Origin of the sequence: Cryptosporangium sp. NPDC051539, from assembly GCF_044454545.1 — a bacterium.
Taxonomy (GTDB): domain Bacteria; phylum Actinomycetota; class Actinomycetes; order Mycobacteriales; family Cryptosporangiaceae; genus Cryptosporangium.
Window position 1 is genome coordinate 255,059 of sequence record NZ_JBITDV010000003.1, and the last position, 20,258, is coordinate 275,316.

17 protein-coding genes are annotated in these 20,258 nt (G+C 71.0%); 5 read left to right on the top strand and 12 right to left on the bottom strand.

The window, feature by feature from the left end; genetic code table 11:
- Positions 1-106: 106 nt before the first annotated feature.
- From ACIBZJ_RS11475 to ACIBZJ_RS11520, 10 genes are all read right to left on the bottom strand, one after another.
- Positions 107-3,493: an SCO2524 family protein gene (locus tag ACIBZJ_RS11475; RefSeq protein ID WP_395928233.1), complete on the bottom strand. Its 3,387-nt coding sequence runs from the start codon at positions 3,491-3,493 to the stop codon at positions 107-109.
- Positions 3,486-4,460 carry an AAA family ATPase gene (locus tag ACIBZJ_RS11480; RefSeq protein ID WP_395928235.1) on the bottom strand — a complete coding sequence of 325 codons (975 nt, stop codon included), beginning with the start codon at positions 4,458-4,460 and terminating at the stop codon, positions 3,486-3,488. Before ACIBZJ_RS11480 ends, ACIBZJ_RS11475 begins: the two co-directional genes overlap by 8 nt.
- Positions 4,460-6,256: a DUF4062 domain-containing protein gene (locus ACIBZJ_RS11485; RefSeq protein ID WP_395928237.1), complete on the bottom strand. Its 1,797-nt coding sequence runs from the start codon at positions 6,254-6,256 to the stop codon at positions 4,460-4,462. Before ACIBZJ_RS11485 ends, ACIBZJ_RS11480 begins: the two co-directional genes overlap by 1 nt.
- Before the next feature lie 214 nt (positions 6,257-6,470).
- Complete coding sequence (locus tag ACIBZJ_RS11490) at positions 6,471-6,989, bottom strand: RICIN domain-containing protein (protein WP_395928239.1); 519 nt, start codon at positions 6,987-6,989, stop codon at positions 6,471-6,473.
- A gap of 275 nt (positions 6,990-7,264) precedes the next feature.
- On the bottom strand, positions 7,265-7,882 hold the full coding sequence (locus ACIBZJ_RS11495; protein ID WP_395928241.1) for an HDIG domain-containing metalloprotein: 618 nt from the start codon (positions 7,880-7,882) through the stop codon (positions 7,265-7,267).
- Between the two features lie 17 nt (positions 7,883-7,899).
- The gene (locus ACIBZJ_RS11500) at positions 7,900-8,757 is read right to left on the bottom strand and encodes a tetratricopeptide repeat protein (protein WP_395928243.1); all 858 of its coding nucleotides are present in this window, start codon (positions 8,755-8,757) and stop codon (positions 7,900-7,902) included.
- Positions 8,758-8,891: 134 nt separating this feature from the next.
- Positions 8,892-10,052, bottom strand: a complete 1,161-nt coding sequence (locus tag ACIBZJ_RS11505; RefSeq protein ID WP_395928246.1) for a DUF6879 family protein — start codon at positions 10,050-10,052, stop codon at positions 8,892-8,894.
- Between the two features lie 323 nt (positions 10,053-10,375).
- Entirely contained in the window at positions 10,376-10,768 is a 393-nt protein-coding gene (locus ACIBZJ_RS11510; RefSeq protein WP_395928248.1) for a DUF6313 family protein, read from the bottom strand.
- A gap of 54 nt (positions 10,769-10,822) precedes the next feature.
- Positions 10,823-12,160 (bottom strand): PQQ-dependent sugar dehydrogenase, encoded by a 1,338-nt coding sequence (locus ACIBZJ_RS11515; protein WP_395928250.1) that lies wholly within the window; start codon positions 12,158-12,160, stop codon positions 10,823-10,825.
- Between the two features lie 10 nt (positions 12,161-12,170).
- Positions 12,171-13,106 (bottom strand): LysR family transcriptional regulator, encoded by a 936-nt coding sequence (locus tag ACIBZJ_RS11520; protein ID WP_395928251.1) that lies wholly within the window; start codon positions 13,104-13,106, stop codon positions 12,171-12,173.
- 90 nt (positions 13,107-13,196) lie between these two features.
- Here ACIBZJ_RS11520 and ACIBZJ_RS11525 point away from each other — a divergent pair, with 90 nt between their 5' ends.
- The 4 genes from ACIBZJ_RS11525 (at position 13,197) to ACIBZJ_RS11540 (ending at position 17,352) form a co-directional block, all read left to right on the top strand.
- Positions 13,197-14,381 carry an MFS transporter gene (locus ACIBZJ_RS11525; RefSeq protein WP_395929089.1) on the top strand — a complete coding sequence of 395 codons (1,185 nt, stop codon included), beginning with the start codon at positions 13,197-13,199 and terminating at the stop codon, positions 14,379-14,381.
- 14 nt (positions 14,382-14,395) lie between these two features.
- The gene (locus ACIBZJ_RS11530) at positions 14,396-14,812 is read left to right on the top strand and encodes a nitroreductase/quinone reductase family protein (protein WP_395928253.1); all 417 of its coding nucleotides are present in this window, start codon (positions 14,396-14,398) and stop codon (positions 14,810-14,812) included.
- 76 nt (positions 14,813-14,888) lie between these two features.
- A complete protein-coding gene (locus ACIBZJ_RS11535) occupies positions 14,889-15,491 on the top strand; it encodes a hypothetical protein (RefSeq protein ID WP_395928255.1) in 603 nt (200 codons plus the stop codon).
- Positions 15,492-15,555: 64 nt separating this feature from the next.
- Positions 15,556-17,352 (top strand): RyR domain-containing protein, encoded by a 1,797-nt coding sequence (locus ACIBZJ_RS11540; protein WP_395928257.1) that lies wholly within the window; start codon positions 15,556-15,558, stop codon positions 17,350-17,352.
- A 75-nt stretch (positions 17,353-17,427) separates the two neighbouring features.
- Here the strand turns inward: ACIBZJ_RS11540 and ACIBZJ_RS11545 are convergent, their stop codons facing one another.
- On the bottom strand, positions 17,428-18,039 hold the full coding sequence (locus ACIBZJ_RS11545) for a hypothetical protein (RefSeq protein ID WP_395929091.1): 612 nt from the start codon (positions 18,037-18,039) through the stop codon (positions 17,428-17,430).
- 185 nt (positions 18,040-18,224) lie between these two features.
- Between ACIBZJ_RS11545 and ACIBZJ_RS11550 the strand changes: the two genes are divergently transcribed.
- Positions 18,225-19,184, top strand: coding sequence for an asparaginase (locus ACIBZJ_RS11550; RefSeq protein WP_395928259.1), 960 nt, complete (start codon positions 18,225-18,227; stop codon positions 19,182-19,184).
- A gap of 6 nt (positions 19,185-19,190) precedes the next feature.
- Here the strand turns inward: ACIBZJ_RS11550 and ACIBZJ_RS11555 are convergent, their stop codons facing one another.
- Positions 19,191-20,243: an LLM class flavin-dependent oxidoreductase gene (locus ACIBZJ_RS11555; protein WP_395928261.1), complete on the bottom strand. Its 1,053-nt coding sequence runs from the start codon at positions 20,241-20,243 to the stop codon at positions 19,191-19,193.
- Between the last annotated feature and the right edge of the window lie 15 nt (positions 20,244-20,258).

Genomic DNA, 20,258 nt, shown 5'->3' on the forward strand with positions numbered 1-20,258 from the left:
GCGCTCCTCCGATGGTGAGTAGCGCGTGATCCCGAGTGCGACTCCATGGTCCGCCGGCTTCGGCCGGCGGGCCATTGGACCGTTTCTTCCCGGCGAGCTGCAGCGCCTACGGCCTGGCTTGAGGCCCCTCTCCGAGGGCGATGCGGTCCAGGTCGGCCAGCACCTGGCCGGCTAGTGCGGCGGCGGCCCCGGGCCGGGTGCTGAGCAGGGACCGGGCTTCCCGGAGGCGGGCTTCGAGTTGGCGGAGGTGGCTCGGGTCGGCGTCCCGTGCGGTGTGCTCTTCGAGCAGGATTTCCGCGCCGGCCAGCAGGTCGGCGGCCAAGTCGGTGAGTTCACCGGACGGCGTCGGTGTGGCGGCACGGACGTACGCCATCTGGACGAGCGTCTCGACGGAACGGAACGTCCGGCGCCAGGACACGTCGTCGGCGGGCTCCGCCTCCGGGAAGACCTGGCCGGGTGCGTCCCAGAGGCCTTCGCCGGCGCCGGCGGTGTGGCGACGCCGGTCGAGGTGGTGCCAGATCTGATCGCTGAGGGCGAGAAGGTCGCGGCGGAGGCCGACGTTGCGGGCGAGCAGGCTCGCGGTGATCACTTGACGCAGGAGCGACGTGGCGAGGTCGGACGTGAACCAGTAGGCGTTGTCGATGCCCCGCAAGGCCAGCGCCTGGCCTGGTTCGTGGAAGTGCACGGCGGGGTCGCCCGGAATGGGTGGGCGGGTGACGCCCCCCTGGTCGGCGATCGCGGCGTAGACCGTGAGGAGGCGGTCGATCGGCAGATCGGTCGAGCGTCGCCGCTCGAGGTCGGCGAGGACCAGGCGGGCCACCTGGAGCGTGAAGTAGAGGGACTGTTCGCCGTCGGTGGTCTGCCAGGGGATGGTCTCCAGCGGCCAGCGGCCCTCCGGCCCGGTGGCGATGGACGCCCAGTAGGACCGGGTGAGGTCGTAGCGCAGTTGCAGCGCCTGGGCCAGGCGTTGTTGCTCTTCGTTGAGCAGACGCAGTACCCGGGTGCGTTCACTCGCCAAGTCGAGGATGCCGGTCATCGCGTCGACGGTGAAGTACAGGTAGGGCTCCGGATCCGCGAGGCCGTCGGGCTGCGGTCCGACGTACTCCGTGGTCTCGATCCCGGGTGCTTCCCGGAGAACGCTCCAGGACCAGCCGCAGGTGAACAGCGTGTCCGGGTTGTCGAGGTCCTCGCCTTGGCCTGATCCGATGGACAGGTCGCGGAGCCCGGCCCGTACCTCCTGGAGTTGCGTCCGGAGGCGATGAACCGCCTCGACGGTGGGTTCGCCGGGCGTCCGGATCGGACGTAGCAGGGCGGTGCCGGGGCTCGACTCGGGGTCGAAGACCCGGACGGTGAAGCTGCGCAGGAGCCCGATCATGGCTGCGGACAGGCGCCGGCTCGCGAGCTCGGTGACCTCGTCGATCTCTCGGGCCAGGTCGGTGCGGGTGGCTACCCTGCGGAAGATTTTGGTGAAGCCGACGATCGCGAGCGTCAGCGTGAGGCTGATCGCGTAGGACTCGACGACCGGGGGTGCGATCCCCTCGGGATCCGAGGGGTCGGCTACGCCGCCGCTGAAGATCGGCGCATCGGACTCGTCGGTGTAGCTGGACAGGTAGTCGTGGGCCGTCCGGAGGATGAAGCGCGGAATCTCGAGGCGGTCGCCGATTCCGCGTAGCGCATCGAGCACCGCGTCGGTGGTCTCGTCGGGGCCGTCCACCTTCAGCTCGCTGAGGGCGGTGGCCGGATACAGCAGGCAGAGTAGTTGTGCGGCGTCGCTGAGAGAGTCTCGGCCGTCCGCGCCTCCCCACTGCCACTCCTGATTCCGCACCGACCGCCGCACGAGCGCTTGCCAGACGTCGAGGATGTGCTGTTGGGGCGTGATCGCCGGGCCCAGGCTGCGGCGGGTCCCGGTCGGCCGCCGGTCGGTGTCCGCGACCCCCGGCGCTTCGGTCTCGCCGCCCGGAGCGGCCTCCCCGTCGTCGTCCAGACCGAGGAGCGCTTCCAGCTCCTGCTCGGCGGTCCGGAACGAACGCAGTTCGGCCGTCAGCGCGTCGGGATCGCCGGTCGGGCTGTCGAGTCGCGCGGTCAGCAGGTCGTAGAGGTCCCAGGCGTCGTGGGCGCTGAGCCGGCTCGCGAGCAATTCCTGTACGCCCGGCTCGAACCGCAGCATGACGAGACCGTCGGCGAGCGTCGGCCGTTCGAAGAGTCCCCCGGCGACGACCTCGGCGGCCGCGGTCAGAGCGGCCGACGGGAGCAACTCACGGCGAATGAACTGCAGCAGAGCGAGGCTCAACCGGGGATGCGCGGCAGCCAGCACGGCCAGCCGCGCGGCGTCCGGTGAGGCGACGTACGTGAAAGCGTCGACCAGCGCGGCCGCGGTCGGGGTGGGGCCGGGGGCATGGTCCGGCGGAGCGGGCCGGGTCGGCACCAGCAGGGCGTCGCACCCGTCGGGGTCGACGCTCATCAGCGTCCGAGCCCACCGCGCGATGCGTTCCGGCGCCAGCGTCATCGCCGGAATCGGGAGCCAGCCGGTGTCGGGCCGGGCGTGCCGGGCCAGCGGCGGAACCCGGAACACGAGTCGGTCGTTACGACCTCCGGCCCGGCCCGGGCCCACGCGCGCACCGGGCAGGTCGAGGCCCACCTGCCGCCACATCGTCATCGGCAGCGGGTTGACCAGCACGGTCGGCGCCGACGAGGCCAGCTGTCGCAGCACCGACCAGGTGGTCTCCGGGCGGTTGGCGGTCGTCGTGCCGTCGCTGAGGAGCACGACCAGATGCCGGTCGTCCGGGGCCCGGAGCCGGCGCAGCGAGGTGACTCGTCCACGCTGGTCCCGGATCTCCGCTTCGCTCCGATCTAGCGCGACCGTCCACCGGCGTACGGTCCGGAACGCGCCGACCTGTCCGAGCAGCCGATGGAGCTCGTCCGTCGCCTGCTCCCACAGTGTCATCGACAGTCCGGTGTCGACGAGCAGCGTGACGTCGAACCAGCGTTCCGGGGCCGGGCGGAACACCGGAATGAGCTCCCCGGTCCGGGCGTACACCGTGACGGTGTCGTCCAGATCCAGCTCGGCGCGCCGGCCATGGCGCCATCGGCGGCGCAGCGGGCGCAGCGCCCGTGCGACCTCCAGCGGACGAGGGAGCCCGTCGGCCGTCCTGGTGGTCCTGGGATGCTGCGCCGGGGCCGCGGCGAGCCGCTGCCCGTCGGTCGCCGACGTGGCGAAAACGGGCCTGATCTCGGCCTCGTTCTCGTCGGACAGCTGAGGAACCGCACGCTCGGCCGGGCGTGGTGGTGCCGGCGACCGTTCGCCCGGCGCCGGGCCGCCGCCCCCCGGAGTCGCAGACGCGGACGTCTCCGGGCCGGGGACGTCCGCAGGCGTTGGCCTGCCCTCGCCGACCGCGAGGGCCGCCAGCCAGATCGCCTCGGCGAGCATCGTCGCGTCGCCGTCGACGCCCTGCCGGGCGAGTTGGTCGATGAGGACGCCCAGCCGGTCAGGCACGCGAAAGCTCTCGCATCAGCATCGTCACCAGCCCCTCGCGCTGCATCCCCTCCGGCGCATCGGGCCCGGTCAGGAGGAACACCGCGTTGAGGAGCTGGTCGACGGCCAGCGACTCGCCCTGGTCGAGCCGCTCGACGAACGCCGCGATCAGGTCCGTGACCGGCGCCGGGGCCAGGCTCTCGGTGCCGAGGTGGGCCCGCACCATCGCGGTCACCTCCGCCGCGGTCGGCCGCGGCATCTGATAGCGGATGCACCGGCGCAGGAACGGGGCCGGGAAGTCGCGTTCGCCGTTGCTGGTCATGACGATGAACGGGAACTCGACGCACCGGACCTGGCCGGCTCGGATCGAATGGCGGCGGGGGCCGTCCCACTCGCGGATGTCGACCGTGTCCTGCTCGTACCGCGCGAGCTCGGGAATCTCGAAGCTGCCGCGTTCGAGGACGTCGAGCAGGTCGCTGGGCAGGTCGAGGTCGCTCTTGTCGATCTCGTCGATCAGGAGGGCTCGGGGCTGATCGCCCGGGAGCAGCGCGGTGCCGAGCGGTCCCAGCCGCAGGTACGGGCCGATACCGTCACCGGAACGCTGCCGCAGCGCGCGCGTCGCCCGCCCGCGGGCGTCTCCCCGGGCCGCCCGGCGGAGCTGCTGCGCGTGGATCCGGCCGAGGACGTCGTAGTGGTAGAGACCGTCGGTGACGACCGTCCGAGACGTGATGTGCCACCGCAGGACCCGGCCCAGTCCCAGTTCGTCGCTGACCGCTTCGACCAGCGTCGACTTACCGGAACCCGGTGCACCGGTGACCAGCAGCGGACGACGGAGCCGCAGCGCGGCGTTGACCGCGTCGACGAGCCCGGCCGGAGGCTGGAAGACGGTCCTGGCCACCGGACGGGGAGACTGTCGCCACGGTGGAGCCGGAGGCAGGACCAGCGGGCGGGGTTCGCCGTCGCCCAGGTAAGGACCGACCCAGCTCATCACAACTCCCGGGAGGTTCGCGGCTGATGGCTGCGGCAAAACGCCAGCCAAACGTCGTCGTGCCAGGCCGCACGCACCCCGGCCAGCGGGTGCGCTTCGCCCGTCCAGCCCGAGCGGTAAGCGTCGACGAGCCCGTCGGGCAGCTCGTACCACGACCCGTCGACCGCGCGCCGGCGCCGGGCGTCCACATCGGCGCCCGCCTCCGGCCACAAGACGACGGGCTGGTAGGCCAGCAGCAACTCGAGGAGCTCGACGCGGTCACCGGGGTGGGACGAGAGTCCCAGCGCCCGGCCGGGTCGGCGGTCGGCCAGCTGCTCCCGCAGCCGCCCGAGGTCGGCGACGTGGGTGTGGCCGAGCCATTCGACCGGATCTCCGGCGCGGTGGGCCATCTCGTGCAGACAGTCGGCGGCATGCTGGTTGATCCACGCGTGGTGACGGGCCGGAGCAAGCCGCTCGCTCCAGCGAACCATCACGTCGTGGGATGCGCCGATGCGTGGCCCGGTACCGGTCGCGGGGTCGCCGTAGCGGACGGTCTCCGGTTTCCAGGTCAGCATCAGCCGCGCCGGGAGCGCGACGTCGATGTGGCGCAGGCGCTCGCCGCGTCCGTGTGCGTAGTCCTTCCCCCACCGGAGCGCTTCGGCGTAGGCGCGTTCGGCGCCGAGCCGGTCCAGCGTCGGGCAGGAGAAATCCGCACGCAGGGCCAGCTCGGGGCCGTCCAGCAGCCACGCGTGGAGCTGGTCGGGCCAGTCGCCGGCAAGACCGCTGTGCAGGCTGACGATCAGCCGCAGCCGGCGTTCACCGTGCCGCCGCGCCTGGGCGGCGAGTGCGTCGCTGTACTGCCGCGAAGCCTCCACCCTCGTGGCCCAGTCCTGCAGCCGCGGTGAGGCCGGATCGCGGCCGATCGCGACGGCCAGCTCAACGAGGAAACGGGCCAACGCCGCGCGAGGCGCCCGGGCCGCACCGGGCCCGAACACCACCGCGTCGACCAGCGCGGTGTAGTCGGCGTCGGTGAGCGGCCCGCTGAAGGCCTGCTGGGCCACCGGGGAATGGCCCAGCGCCGCGACCGCCCGGCGCAGCTGAACCGTGGTCGGCCGTAAGTCGGCGACGAGGTCGACGGTGGGGAGGATCAGCAGGAGACGCTCGAGAAGCAGCCCGGCCTGGCGTGCCGCGGGCCGAGGCTCGGCGGGCAGGGCCGTCACGAGCGACCGCAGCGACTCCTCGGTCCACTCCAGCCCGTCGGCCAGCTCCGGTCCGAGCGTCCGGACGGCGCGCATCAGACGGTCCACCGACCGCAGCTTCGGCAGGGATCGGCCCCCGTCCGGGCCGGGGATCCCGTCGGCCAGGGCACGTAATGCGACGTAGATCTGGTGGCCCAGGGCCTGCGGCTGGGCGAACGCCTGCACGACCTTGTTCTGCCGGGCCTTTTGCAGGAAGGCGTCCTGCCGGGGGCCGCCCGTCGCGGCGGTGAACAGGTCGCCGGGGACGTCGGCGTCCTCGGCCAGCGTGAAAATCAGGCGGGGAAGTCCGAGCGCGGTCGCGGTGTCGTACTCGGCCTCGGTGTAGGAGCGCCGCTGCTCGTCGTTCTCGTCGATGCTGCCGTACCGGCGCCCGAGAATTCCGATGTAGACGTCGCAGGAGCCGACCTGACCCGAGGACTCGACCGCGGCGGTGCGGTCCGCGGCCGGGAAGAAACGCATGTCGACCGGAACATGGCCTGCGTGCGCCACTGCCTCGAGGGCGGCCGACACGAACGACCGGTCAGCCGGGTACTCCGCGAACTCCGAGGTGTGCGACAAAAAGACACGCCACCGCGCCCCAGCCTTCGGCACCGCGCACCCCCCTCATGGTGCTTCCCCCGGATCGCACCGAATCGGATCCGCGAGACGCTGTCAAGACTCGGCCCCGCGATGCCGGGGTCGATCCCGCCTTCGACAACGGCCGGCACGCGCCACCCGGCCCGGGTGGGCAGGGTGGCGCTGACGGCCTCCGCACCGGCTACCGGTCGCCCGGTCACGAGTGCGAGAAGAATCGCCATTTCTGAGCGGGGTTCCCCGTACAAGTCCACTGCTGAATGTGCGTACCGTCGCTCACACCGGCGTCACGCCGGTCGAGGCAGAACTGGCTCCCGACCTGTCGGATCGTCGTGTATCCGCCGCTCGTCTCCAGCGTCCAGAGCTGATTGGGCTGCACGGTGCACGGCATCATCTTGAGGTCGGCTCGAAGCGTGAACTGGTTCGGCGGCGGCACCGCGAGACAGTTCTCGTTCCGGGCGTCGACGATCTCCACCATGCCCGGTGCGCTCGCATTGAGTAGTCTGAAGCGCTGCTCGTCCCCGCCGGAACAATGCCAGAGCTGGAGCTGGGCGTTGCTCGGCGGATCCTCGGTCTTGATGTCGAGGCAACCGAATTGAAAACCGGGAGGAGACTGGATCTCCCAGAGAGGGACGGCCGCCTCCGCGGTGCCGCTCATGACTACTGTGGACGCCACCACGCCCATCAGCGAGAGCAGGATCGCCAACCCGCGCGACACGGGCCACGTCACTAGTTTGCGCAAAACGCCTCCCTTTCGCGAATGCTTTCCGAATTCGCGATTTGCTGTATTGCTCCGAGGCTACTGTCGGCGCCCGCGCGCAATGTCGGCGAAAGAACAGTCGGAACGTTCGGACGGCAATTCCCGAGCGAACCGAATTCAGAGCACCCAGGCGCCGTCCCGGATGATCTCGACGGTTCCGCGGGGACCGGCCGCCGGCCACCGCGAACGGGAAACTCTGTCCCCGGGCCACGTCCCTCACCCGCGGAGGCGCGTTAGATCACCGCGTGGCCGTAGCTGGTCGCCAGAGCGGCCAGGTCGGGCTCACCGAACCGACTGCGCAGGGCGTCGAAGCGTTCGGCCTTGCCTGCGCCGAACCGACTCACCGACCGCGCGTAGGTGTCGCCCGACACGAACACCGGCGGGGTCTTCTTGCTGTGGAACTTGTCCGCGTACAGGACGAGTTCTTCCTCCGGGGTTTCGGCCAGGTAGTCGGCCACCGGCAGCGGCAGGCCCTGGCTGACGACGTCCGCGCGCGTCAGGCCGACGCCGGTGTGGTGCGAGCAGAACCGGCCGAGCCGATCGGGCCAGCCCACGTCGCGGACGAGCTCCTCCCCGAGCACGCCGTGGCGCAGATAGCCGGCGTGATCGAGAACTCCGTCCGGCGAGTACAAGCGGTACACCCCGACGTCGTGCAGCAGCGCTCCGGCGCGCACCAGGTCGGCGTCCACCGTGGTGGTGAGCAGTTGGGTGGCCAGGTCGCGGACGATCAGGCAATGCGTGAAGACCAGGTCGAACGCGTGCTCGTTCGGCGCGTAGCGCCGGTGCAGGGCCTCGATCTCCTGTTCGTCCGGTATCACCGTGGAAGCGGGGATCCGTGTCCCGAAGTTCACCCCGACGACCCTACGCGTCAGTCGCCGGACTCCAGCTCCTGGAGGTTGTACTCCGCGTTCGGGTCGCCCGCCTTCCCGGCTTCGGTGTACCACCGGGCGGCCGCGACGACGTCGCCGCGCTCCTTGTACAGGACCGCCAGGTTGTTCATCGCGCCGGAGAAGCCGGCCTTCGCGGCCCGGCGCAGCCACTGCTCGGCCGTGCGCTCGTCGCCCCGGCTGAGGGCCAGCTGCGCGAGCGAGCCCATCGCGTACGCGTTCTCCTTGCGGGCGGCCCGCTCGATCCAGTGCTCGGCGGACTCGTCCCGCAGGTCGTGGAGCCCGAGGCCGAGCAGGTACATCGATTCGACGTGTCCCCGTTCGGCGCCCTTGCGCCACCACTCGACCGCCTCGGCGACACGACCGGCGTCGTCGAGGAGGGCTCCGAAGCCGCACCAGGTGTCGGGATCGGTGCTGGTCCGCACGTGCTCGGCGGCGGTGACGACCACGGCGTCGGCGGCGGCGCGGTCGTCGCGATCGCGGTACAGGCGGCGGAGCCCCAGTGCGGCGGTCAGGTCGCCGGTGCCGGCCAGTTCGCGCAGCAGCGGCTCGGCGCCGGCCCGGCACTCGTCGGCCTTGGCGGTCTGTCCGCGCCGGGTGTGGACGGCGGCCAGGTTGAGCCAGGCCTCCGGAACTCCGGCGGCGACGGCTTTCCGCAGCAGGTGCAGGCCCTCGATCGTCCGGCCCGAGCGGATCCGCTGTTTGCCCAGCTCGTTGCAGGCCGGGCCGTGGCCGGCTTCCGCCGCCTCCTCGTAGAACGGCACCGACCGCGCCTCGTGACCCAGGAGATCGAGGCGACGCCCCTCCTGGTACAGCTCTTCCGGCGATCGCCGTCGCACGCGTAGCTCCACGCTCGTAGGACGTCCGGTATCGGCGGACGGATCACCCGTCGACGTTCGTGCGCGAGGCACCGCCGGTCGGGCGGCGTCAGCCCACCGGCGACGGACGGGCCCCGCCAACACCACAGGGCACGCTAACCGCCCGGCGTGCGATCGAACGCCTCTCCCAAGGACCACAGGTATTCGAAATCGGCGACCCTCTTCCGGATCTGCCCTATGTCCAGCACGAGCTTGGTATTCAAGATCGCGGGCGCTTCCGCCCCGGCGCCGGCGGAAACAACTGTTTCGCGGCTGACGCTGCCATCAAACACGGTGAATTCCCGGAAGTCGGTGTAAAAGCGTTTTATTCGGTTGAAGTCGAGGATTCGGACCTGGACGCCGGCCCGAGTCTGAGCCGCAGCGATGTCGACCAGACTCCTGCTGTTGATCAAGTCCGCCTCGTCGACCACGAAGACGCGACGGATCGTCACACCGCGCGTACTGATGGCTTCCTGCTGCGCAGTCAGATAGCGACGACCGAGCGGACTTTTCCAGAAACCGCGATCGGAGCTTTCGTCTCCGGCGTCGATGGTCGCGAAGGTGGTTGCGTCGATGCTCGACCGCGCGACGTCGGTCAGGCCTATCAGCCAATCCTGATCCTCTCCCTCATACGTGGTTTCCCCGGCTGCCAATGACTTCAAAAACGACGAGGTACGGCTGATTTCGTTCTGCGCGAATTCGTACACGATATCGGAGTCGCCCGGCTTGATGAGGATCGCATGCTGCACCATCTGGGTGACCGGATCCGTCCGCGCTGCCGTCTGCTCCAGCAAGCCGAACAGGCGTGCCGAATCGTTGATTTGGGCGAACGCACCCGCAACCAAACTCCGCATACCATCCTCGTGACTGATTTGCTGAACCGTCAGTGCGCGTAATTCAGTAGTCAGACCGGCCACCATCTGCGACAGAAGGGCGAAGCCGGCTACCACGACCGCGATCGCGAGTGAAACCAGCGGAGATGCGCCGACACCGAAGCCGGAAACAGCTCCGAGACCGAAGACGACAGTTCCAGCCAGTACCGCGATGGACATCTGACGCATCCCGCCTGCGGATCGCGACCGAAACGGAACGTCCGGGACCCTGCGCGCCAGCCGATCCGCATTCAGCCGAGCTCGGGGCTCGTTGATTTCCCGCACGGCAGCGGCGACGTATCCGTCCACCCAGGCGAGGTCTTTGTCAGTAAAGGTCTCGGCCACGAGTCGCTTGCCCAGCGCTTCGAAGCTGCCCGCAGCACGCGTCGATCGCTCAGTTGCCATTTGTGACCCTCCTTACCGATCGATCCGACTTCGCTCGGCAAATTGGACACCACGGCCAGACCGGCTTGTCGTCAGCCGGCGTGGCGACCAGGAAAATCACGGCGGCCTCAACGGCCTGTTTCATCGCCCGGCGACCGGACGCTCTTCTGCTTACCGCGTCGGTGTCCAGCACGTGCATGACTAGTCGTTCCCAGTCCTTTTGGGCCGACGTCCACTGGTCTGGATGAATACGCACGAAGTCATCGACGAAGTACCACGGGATCTCATAGCCGCAGTCCTCTTTCCGGAGGTCGCGCAGGCGCGGAATGATCGCCGGGCGGCGCCTAAACATCCTGGCCGCCGAACTTCTGAGCAATGGAGTCCTGGCGCCGATTCGTGATCGCAACGCTGAGCACGTACCCGGCCACAGCTCCGGCCACGGCCGGCATGGCCAGCCAGCCGGCTAACGACAGGGGCCAGGCAGCCCAGGCTACCGACGTATCACCCGGGGAGCGAATGCCCAACGTGACGTCGTACGTGGACTGCCAACCGATCAGCAAGCCATTTGCCACATAAACTATTGCGAACAGAGCGAAGATGATGGAGCCGCGGACTACCAGCCAATGCACGAGCCCGGACATCGCCTCGCGGCTTCGGAGCGCCCGCCTGGCAAGATCCCATACCGACTCTCGCGGAGGTGGCTCAACCGGCGACGGCTCTGGAGGATCCGGCTCCATGGGAGCACCGTAGCGGCCCTCTCCGTAGCGGGGCACCCTCCACATGGGGGCTTGCTAATGAGGCACTACGCGGTAGATGGCGCCGGCCTTGTCGTCGCTGACGTAGAGAGCCTTGTCGGGGCCCTGTACCGCCATCACCGGGCGGCCCCAGCGGCTGCCGTCCGGATTCTGGAAGCCGGTGAGCAGCGTCTGCTGAGGGCCGAGCGTGTTGCCGCGCCACGCGAAGAAGGCGACCTCGGGCGGGCGCGGCGGGTGCCGGTTCCACGAGCCGTGGATCCCCACCAGGGCTCCCGGCCCGTACCCACCGGCCAGGGCGGGTGCGAAGCTCAGCCCGAGCGGCGCCGAGTGCGCGCCCATCCCCTGCTCGACCGGCGGCAGCTTCGCGCAGTCGAGCTTCGACCCGTCGGCGTTCGTCTGGACGTCACGCACGAGCGGGCGGCGGGTGTAGCTCAGCGGCGAGTCTTTCTCGCCGGGCTTCAGGTCCGGATCCGGGTTGCAGTACGGCCAGCCCAGATCGCGCCCCTGAACCAGCCGGGCCAGCGGCTCGAGCGGGTGGTCGTTCACGTACGACTGCAGCACCTCGCCCCGGTCGGAGCCCCGGTGCGGATACTCGATGTTGTCGCGGTTGTTCACCGCGGTCCACACCGCGCCGTCGGGGGCGATCGCCAGGCCGGTCCCGTTGCGGACGCCCCGCGCGAACACCTCGGGCTTGCCACCGCCCGGGGGCACCCGCAGGATCGTGGCCCGCTCCGGGTCGGCGTCCCGGTCTCCGGCCGAGATGTTGCCGGTCGACCCGATCGAGACGTAGAGCGCGCCGTCGGGCCCGATCGCGACGCTCTTCAGCGCATGGGCGTAGTGCCCGCCGAGTTCCGGGCTCTTCGCGTCGGGCAGGTCGTCGACGACCACGCGCTTTCCCGAGACCCTTCCGGCCCGATAGGTGAACGCGTCGACCTGATCGCTCTCGGCGACGTACAGGGTGTTGCCCGCGAACGCCAGGCCGTGCGGCTGGTTCAACCCGCGGACGAGCGTCCGCTGGGTCGGCGTGCCGCCCGGCACCAGCTCGACGACGTCGCCCGGGCCGGGCCGGGACACGAGCAGCCGGCCGTCGGGGGTCCAGGCCAGTAGCCGCGCACCGGTCACCCGGGCCCAGATCGTCACCGTCCAGCCGGGCGGGGCCTTCAGCCGCCGGGTCTCGTCGAACGGCTCGTCACCGGTGCCACGGAGCGGACGCACGACGGTGGTGGTCAGCGCGGGCACGTCGGCGTCGGCGACCGACGCGGGTGGGGGCACGGTCTCCTTCGGACGGGTGTCGTCGGCCCGCCCGCCGGTCGAGCACGCCGCCAACGCGCACACCAGACCACCGGCCACTACCGCCCGCGCGACGCTCTTCATCTGTCCATTCCTACCCGGTCGGGTCGACCCAGCTCGGTATCCACACGTCCGTGCTCCCCGGCCCGGTTCGCCGGTCGTCGAAGAAGCCGATCAGTGCGGCCAGCCCCGGGTGCGGATTGTCGTCCCGCCAGATCAGCGACGTCGGGTAAACCGGCGTCGGGTGCCGGATCGGGATGCGCCGCAGGTCGTAGCGGTCCGGCCACAGGTACCGCGACCCCTCGCCGACCAGCGTCGCCAGCTCGGCCGAGCCCGCGATCTCCTCCAGCTGGGCCTCGTACCCGAACACCGGCCCACCGACGTCGATCGTCAGGCCGAACGCCTCGGCCAGCTCGTCGTAGTAGTCGGCCCACTCCGTGCCCGGCTCCAGGCCCGGCATCCACAGACGGTGCCCGGTCAGGTCGGCCGGCGTGACGACGGCGCGCGACGCCAGCGGATGGTCCGGCCCGACCAGCAGGTGATGCGGGTCGTCGATCACCCGCACGGCTCTCACCGGTGGCGGCACCGGTCCGCGCACCGCGTGGAACGTCGCATCGACGGTTCCGGCGGCGACTTCGGCGATCGCGGTGTCGACGTCGGCGTTCAGCATCGTCACGACGTCCAGATCGAGGTCCGGGTGCAGACGGTAGAAATCCTGCAGCACCACCGCGGGCGCGATGCGCCGGCTGTGGACGTCGACCCGGAACGCGCGCCGGCCGGGACGCACCGACGCGTCGGCGCGGTCGGCGACGCGGAGCAGCTCGCGGGCGTGCGGCAGGAAGGCCTGGCCGTCGATCGTCAGGACGACGCCGCGGGGCGTGCGGGCGAAGAGCCGGACACCGAGGTCGCGTTCCAGCGCGGCGACGCGTTTGGAGACCGCCTGCTGGGTGATCGTGAGCGCGGCGGCCGCGTCCTGGAACTGACCGGTCTCGGCCGCGGTGACGAACGTGCGCACGGCGTGAAGGTCCACGGACCTAGCAATACAACCGGCGGTTGTGACGCGCCAGGCCCACCGTTGTTTGCTCGCGCACCAGCCTGCCGATGAAATCGCCCGGTGTCACTGGGACGGCAGTTCAACTGGCTCTGGGCGGCGTTCGCGGTCAGTGCGTACGGATCCGGCCTCGGCTTCGGCGCGTTTCCCCTGATCGCCGTGCTCGTGTTGCACGAGGGGCCGGCCGCGGTGTCGGCGTTGTCGGCGGTGGCGCCCGCCGTGGGGGCGCTGATCGCGGTTCCGCTGGGCCCGTGGGTGGAGTTCCGGCGCAAGCGTCCGGTGATGATCGGTACCGACCTGGTCCGGTTCGCGGTGCTGCTCTCGATTCCGATCGCCTACGCACTGGGCGTGCTCAGTTACGTCCACCTGGTGGGCGTCGCCCTCGTGATGGCCGCGGGGAAGATCGCGTTCAACGCGGCGGCAGGCGCGTACCTGAAGGCGGTCGTCCGGCCGGACGGCCTGCTGGCGGCCAACGCGCGGTTCGAGTCGACGACGTGGAGTTCGCTCGCGGTGGGGCCGCCGCTCGGCGGGGCCGCGATCGGGGTGCTCGGGCCGGTCACCACCGTGGTGGCGGACGCGGTCAGCTACGGACTGTCGGCGCTGTGCCTGGGCGGGGCCAGCGGCCCGGAGGAGCGGCCGGAGCGGACCGGCCGACGCACGCACGACGTGCGGGCCGGCTGGCGGTTCCTCCTCGAGCACCCCGCGCTACGCGCCTTGTTCCTGAACAACCTGCTGGTCAACGGGCTGATCATGGCGACCGAGCCGCTGCTGGCGGTGTTGCTGCTCGGCGAGCTCGGGTTTCCGCCCTGGCAGTACGGGCTGGCGTTCGCCGCGCCGTGCGTGGGCGGGCTGATCGGATCGCGGCTGGCCCGGCCGGTGGTGGCCCGGTTCGGGCGGCGGTGGGTGCTGCGCGTGGTCGGGACGCTGCGGGTGGTGCCGCTGGTCGGACTCGCGTTCGTGCGTCCGGGCGTGACCGGCCTGGTCACGGTGATCGTGGTCGAACTGGCGATCATCGTCGGCATGAGCCTGTACCAGCCGGTGCTGGCGACCTACCGGCTGGAGCAGACGCCCACGGATCGGCTGGCCCGCGTGCTGACGGCCTGGTCGATCAGCAGCAGCGCCTCGATCGCGGCGCTCAGCGCACTCGGCGGGGTGCTGGCCGCGATCACCGGCCCGCGGATCGCGATCGCGGTGGCCGGTGTGCTGGTCCTGGGGACGCCGGTGCTGCTGCGCCGCGGTCGGCGAATCCGCTGAGCTAGCGTCGTCCCATGGCTTCCTTCAATGACACGGTGATCGACGACTTCCGCGCGAAGGACGGTGTGCTCGGTGGGCACTTCGAGGGCAAGACCGTTCTGCTGTTGCACGTACCGGGCCGCAAGTCCGGCAAGGATTTCGTGAACCCGCTGGTCGCGGCGCCGTACGAGGGTTCGTATCTCGTGTGCGGCAGCGGCGGCGGGGCGCCGGAGACGCCGCAGTGGGTCGCCAACGTCGAGGCCGTCGACGGCCCGCTCACGGTCGAAATCGGCTCGGACACCGTGCAGGCCGACCACCGGGTCGTGCGTGCGGAGCGCGACGCCGACTGGGAGACGCTCTACGGCGTCTGGCGCGCGTACTGGCCGGACGCGGCCGGCTACGAAACGAAGACCGACCGCAAGTTCCCGGTCGTCGTCGTCACCCCGCGCTGAGGTCCACCGGCCGGGCCGGATCCCTCGCCGGCCCGGTCGCCGGGCGACCCCGGACGCCGGGTGTTATCCCTTAGGTATGCGATGGTTGCGATTCGATGGGTGGATTGCCGGACTCGGCCTGGGCTCCGGCGCCCGGCTGGTGCTGGGCCACTGGCCCGGCTCGCCGTTCGGACCGGTGTCCGACGTCATGGCCGAGGACGCGACCGGACGCCGGACGCTCTTCGCGGCGACGCCACAACTGGCCGAGTTCGTCGCGGCGACCTACCGCTTCGACGCCGTCCAGGTGGTCCCGGTGGACGTCACCCGCACCGGGCCACGCTGGAGCGTCGACGCCGGGCCGCTGCGGTTCGGTTTCACGGCCGGGCGCCGCAGCCCGCTCGGGTGGATGCTGCGGGCGGTGCCTGCGGGCCTGTCCCGCTCCCCCGTCTGGGTCCGGCTGATCGATCTGCCCGCCCGGCTGGTGCTGCCCGGCGTCCGGACGCACGGGAGCGCGGGCAACGGGCGCTACGAGTGGTACGGCGCGCGCGATCTCGCTCCGATCGTCGCCGCGGACGGCACGCTCGACGGCACTGACCTCGGTGGACTGACGCCGATCGACCCGCCGGTCCGGTTCGGATTCGGCTCGACGCCCCGGGCCCCGTCGCTCGTGCGGATCACCACCACGGTCGCCGTCCCTTGAAGACCTCTGCCACACTGAACCTCCGCCGGAGGGGGCCCGGCGCCCGTCCAGCCGGGGGTGACCAGTGGCGTCCGAAGAGGGTTCGTCGCAGTCCGTTCGGCTCACCGCGGCGGCGCTCGTCGTCGTGCTGCTGGCCGCGGCGCTCGCGCTGGTGCTCGGCTGGTTCGGGCTGAGCGAGCAGGTGCACGCGCTGAACACACTGCCGACGGTCGAGTTCGGCACCCGGCCGTGGGACATCGTCTACTACGACTTCCAGCTCTTCGTGCTGGACTCGGATCCGGTCGGGGTCAGCAGCACGCTGCCGTGGACGCTGCAGATCGCCCGGTTCCTCGCCCCCGCGACGACGGTGTACGCGGTCTTCCTGACGTTCAAGGCCGTGCTGGCCCGGCAGATCGAGCAGGTCAGCGCCCGCCTGACGCCGCGCCGCACGGTGATCATCGGGGACGGCCCGGCGGTCACCGAGCTGGTACGGCAGGTACTCGAAGACAAGGGCCGGGTCGTGCTCGTGCTGAGCGAGGCACCGACCGCACCGCTGCCGAACCGGCGGGTGTACCGGGTGACCGGCGATCCCCGCGACATTCCGGTCCTGCGCCGGGCCGGGACCTCGTCGGCGCGTGAGGTGTTCGCGGTCGCGCGTGACAGCGCGATCAACGCCGAGGTCGCGGTGAGCGTGCTGACGCTGATGAACTCCGCACGGCGTTCCGGCAACGCGCTGCGCTGCCACGTGGACATCGACGACTCGGTCCTCCTGTCCGCGCTGATCGATCACAAGAAGCACCTGAACATCGCCGAGCGGGTCGAGCTCTGGCTGTTCAACCGGCACGACCTGGCCGCGCGCCGCATCGTGGCCAGCGCTCCGCCTCCCGACGTCCCGCACCCCGACGTCGTCGTAGTGGGGCAGACCCCGCTCGCCGAGGCGCTGCTCATCGAGCTCGCGCGCTGGCGTACCGTGGCGCGCCTGAAGCACGCCGACGGGAGCCGGGCCACGCCGGTGGACGTCCAGCTCCTCCTGCCCGACCCGGATGCGCACAAGCCCGAGCCCAGCTGCGACCCGTCGTCGATCCGGCTGACCGCCGGGCCGCTGGAACGCGGCGTCGACGTCACGGCGCTCTCGGGCGCGACGGCGCCGCACGTCTACGTCTGCCTCGACCGCGACGCGGACGGGCTGAAGGCCGGGCACCGCCTGCTGCACGCGTCGCGGGCCGCAGACCGGCCGGAGCCGGACGTGGTGGTCGCGGTCGCCCGCTGGGCCGGGTCCACCGGACCGGGCCGGATCCGGAACGACGGGCCCGCGTCCGTGCTGAGCTTCAGCGGGCTGACGACGATCAACGTCATCAAGGGGGTTTACGACATCCGAGAGCTCCGGGACGAGATGACCGAACGGCTGGCCCGCGCGATCCACGCCGAGTACCTCGACCTCGCCAGACAGCGCGGAGACACGCTCGAGACGAACAAGTCCCTGCGTCCCTGGGCCGAGCTGCCCGAACATCTGCAAGACAGCAACCGGGCCCAGGCCCAGGACATCGAGGTCAAACTGGGCCTGATCGACTGCGAGATGACCCCGATCACCGGTGACGCCGAGCCGTTCGCGTTCACCGACGCGGAGATCAAGCGCCTGGCCCAGCACGAGCACAAGCGGTGGATGGACCGGCTGCTCGGGATGGGCTGGAAGTGGGGGCCGCGCCGTGACGCCGCGGCCAAGCTGCACCCCGACCTCGTCGACTGGACGAGCCTCTCGGAAGACAGCCGGGACGCCGACCGCAACGCGGTGCGCACGATTCCCTGGTTGCTGGCCTCGATCGGCTACCGGGTCCTCCGCGTCACGCCGATCCGCGAGCACAGCGCGGTGGCGGCGGAATGACGTCCGCCTCGGGCCCGGTGCGAGACACGGACCCGAGGCGAACTGGTTCCCCCCTGGCGGAGGGGGATCTCGGTCTCAGCCGACGCGCTCGATCACCGCGCGCCGGATGAGAAACTTGCCGGGCTCGCGGACCTGCTCGAACGCCGCGTCGTTCAGCAGCGCACAGCTACCCGAAGCCCCGGTGACCTGGACCGTGATCGACTTGTCGTTGTCCAGGTTGGTGACCCGCAGCTGCGTGCCGACCGGGAACTGGTTGCTCGACGCGGCCGGCGCGCCGTCCTCGCCGGAGAGCGTCACGGTGCTGCCCTGACAAACGACTTCGCCGTCACCGGAGCCCCCGGCCGGAGCGGCCGGAGCGGCCGGGGCCGCGGTGGTCGGATCCGCCGCGGGCGCTGCGGCAGCATCCCCGTCCGCCGCATCCCCGTCCGCCACCACGTTCGCGGTGCACTCGGCCACCACCCGGCGCTGCTGGATCAGGTCGACGACGGCCTGCCGGTTGGCGATCCGCGCGTCCGAGAGCGAATCCGGGTTGCGACGCTGATCGGCGATGAAGTTCAGATTGTTCTTCAACGCCTGGTCCAGGCCGCCGCAGTCCTCCTTGGGCGCCGCGGACTGCACGGCCGGACGCTCGCCCGCGGAACTGACCCCGATACTCACCGCGGTGGCTCCGCCGAACACGAGCACCATGCCCGCACCGATCGCCGCTGTTCGCCGCCAACTCGACTTCCGCTTCGCCACGTCAACACCCTCTTGGTCCGTTACTGCTAGCCCCTTCGATAGCGAGGTACGGACACTTGCGAACGATCGGTTCGGAACTCAGGAAGCTCTTAAGGTTCGGGCCGCGGCGCGGAGCGGCCCGCATACTGGGCATCGTGGCTGAATTCTCCTTGCCCGTGCTGGCCCAGGTGACGCGCTCCGGATTCGTCGAGAGCCGCCACCGCGGCTCCCTCGTCGTGCTGGACACCGCCGGCCGGGTGAACACCGCCCGGGGCGACGTGACCTCCCCGATCTACCCCCGCTCGACGCTCAAGCCGATGCAGGCCGTCGCGATGCTCCAGGCCGGCGCCGACCTGGACGGGCCGCTGCTCGCGCTGGCCGCGGCGAGCCACGCCGCCGAGCCGTTCCACGTCGACGGTGTGAGGCGCATCCTCGAGCGGGCCGGCCTCGGTGCGGATGCACTGGGCTGCCCGCCGGGCGCACCGCTCGACCCGGTCGTCGCGGAGGAGGTGCTGCGGGCGAACGACCCGACCGATCCGCGGCTCTGGATGAACTGTTCGGGCAAACACGCCGGATTTCTGCTGGCCTGCGTGGCGTCCGGATGGCCTACGGAGTCGTACCTCGACCCGGCCCACCCGATGCAGGCGCGCGCCACCGCGGAGATGGCGGACGCCTCCGGCGAGGCGGTCTCCCACCTGGGCGTGGACGGGTGCGGCGCGCCGGCCGCGACGATGAGCCTGACCGGCCTCGCCCGCGCGTTCGCCGCGTTCGTCCGGGCCGAGCCGGCTTCGGCGCGCGGACGGGTCGCGGCGGCGATGCGCGCGTATCCGGAGTACGTGGCCGGGACGCGCAAGCCGGACACCTGGCTGATGCGGGGCGTACCGGGCGCGCTGGCGAAAGGCGGCGCGGAAGGGGTGGTCGCGATGGCGCTCCCGGACGGCCGCGCGGTCGCGGTGAAGATCGACGACGGCGCCCAGCGCGCGATCTGGCCGGTGGCGGTCGCCGCACTCCGGACGCTCGGCGTGGACGCCCCGGTGCTCGACCGCCTCGCCGAGGCGCCGCTGCTCGGCGGCGGCCTCCCGGTGGGCGCGGTCGAGGCGCTCCCGCTGGGGTGAGGCGCGTCAGCCGGCCTCGGCCGGCGCCGGCTCCTCGGCGAGCAGCTCCTTCACCCGCGGGATGACGGCGGTTCCGTAGAGCTCGATCGCCTTCCTCATGTGCACGTGCGGGATCGGGCCGTTCGTGTACTTCAGGTCGAACCGCTGCACGCCCAGCGCCCGCACCGTGCGGGCGACCTTCTGCGCGACGGTCTCCGGCGACCCGAGATGCAACGCGCCGTGGTTGATGTCGGACTCGAACCGTCCCCGGGTGTACTTCGGCCAGCCCCGCTCGGCCCCGATCCGGTTGTGCATCTGCTGCGCGTGCGGCCAGACGATCTCGGCCGCCTCCTCGTCGGTGGCCGCGACGAACCCCGGTGAGTGCACCCCGACCGGCTTCGGGTCGTGCCCGAACTCCGCGAGCGCGCGGTGGTACAGGTCGACGAACGGCGCGAACCGGGCCGGCTCGCCCCCGATGATCGCCAGCGCGAGCGGCAGACCGTACTTCGCGGCCCGCACCACCGACTCCGGGCTTCCACCGACGCCGATCGACGCCCGCAGCGTCCCGGACTCGGTCTTCGGATAAACCTGCTGGTCGACGAGCGGAGGGCGGACCGTTCCGCTCCAGGTCACCGGGCCGCCGCCGGCCAGCAGCGCGGCCATCAGGTCGAGCTTCTCGCTGAACAGCACGTCGTAGTCGGCCAGATCGAACCCGAACAGGGGGAACGACTCGGTGAACGACCCCCGCCCGAGCGTGATCTCGGCCCGGCCGTGCGAGATCGCGTCGAGCGTCGCGAAGCGCTCGTACACCCGCACCGGGTCGTCGGAGCTGAGCACGGTCACCGCGGTGCGCAACTGGATGCGAGAGGTGCGGGCCGCGATCGCCGCGAGCACGATCTCCGGCGCCGAGATCGCGAAGTCGTCGCGGTGGTGCTCCCCCACCCCGAAGCTGTCGACGCCGACCTCCTCGGCGAGCACACCCTCCTCGATGACGTCCCGGATCACCTGCGCGTAGGGAACCGGGTTCCCGTCGAGGTCGACGCTGCGGTCGCCGAACGTGTCCAGCCCGAACTCCACCATTCCCCGGAGATTACG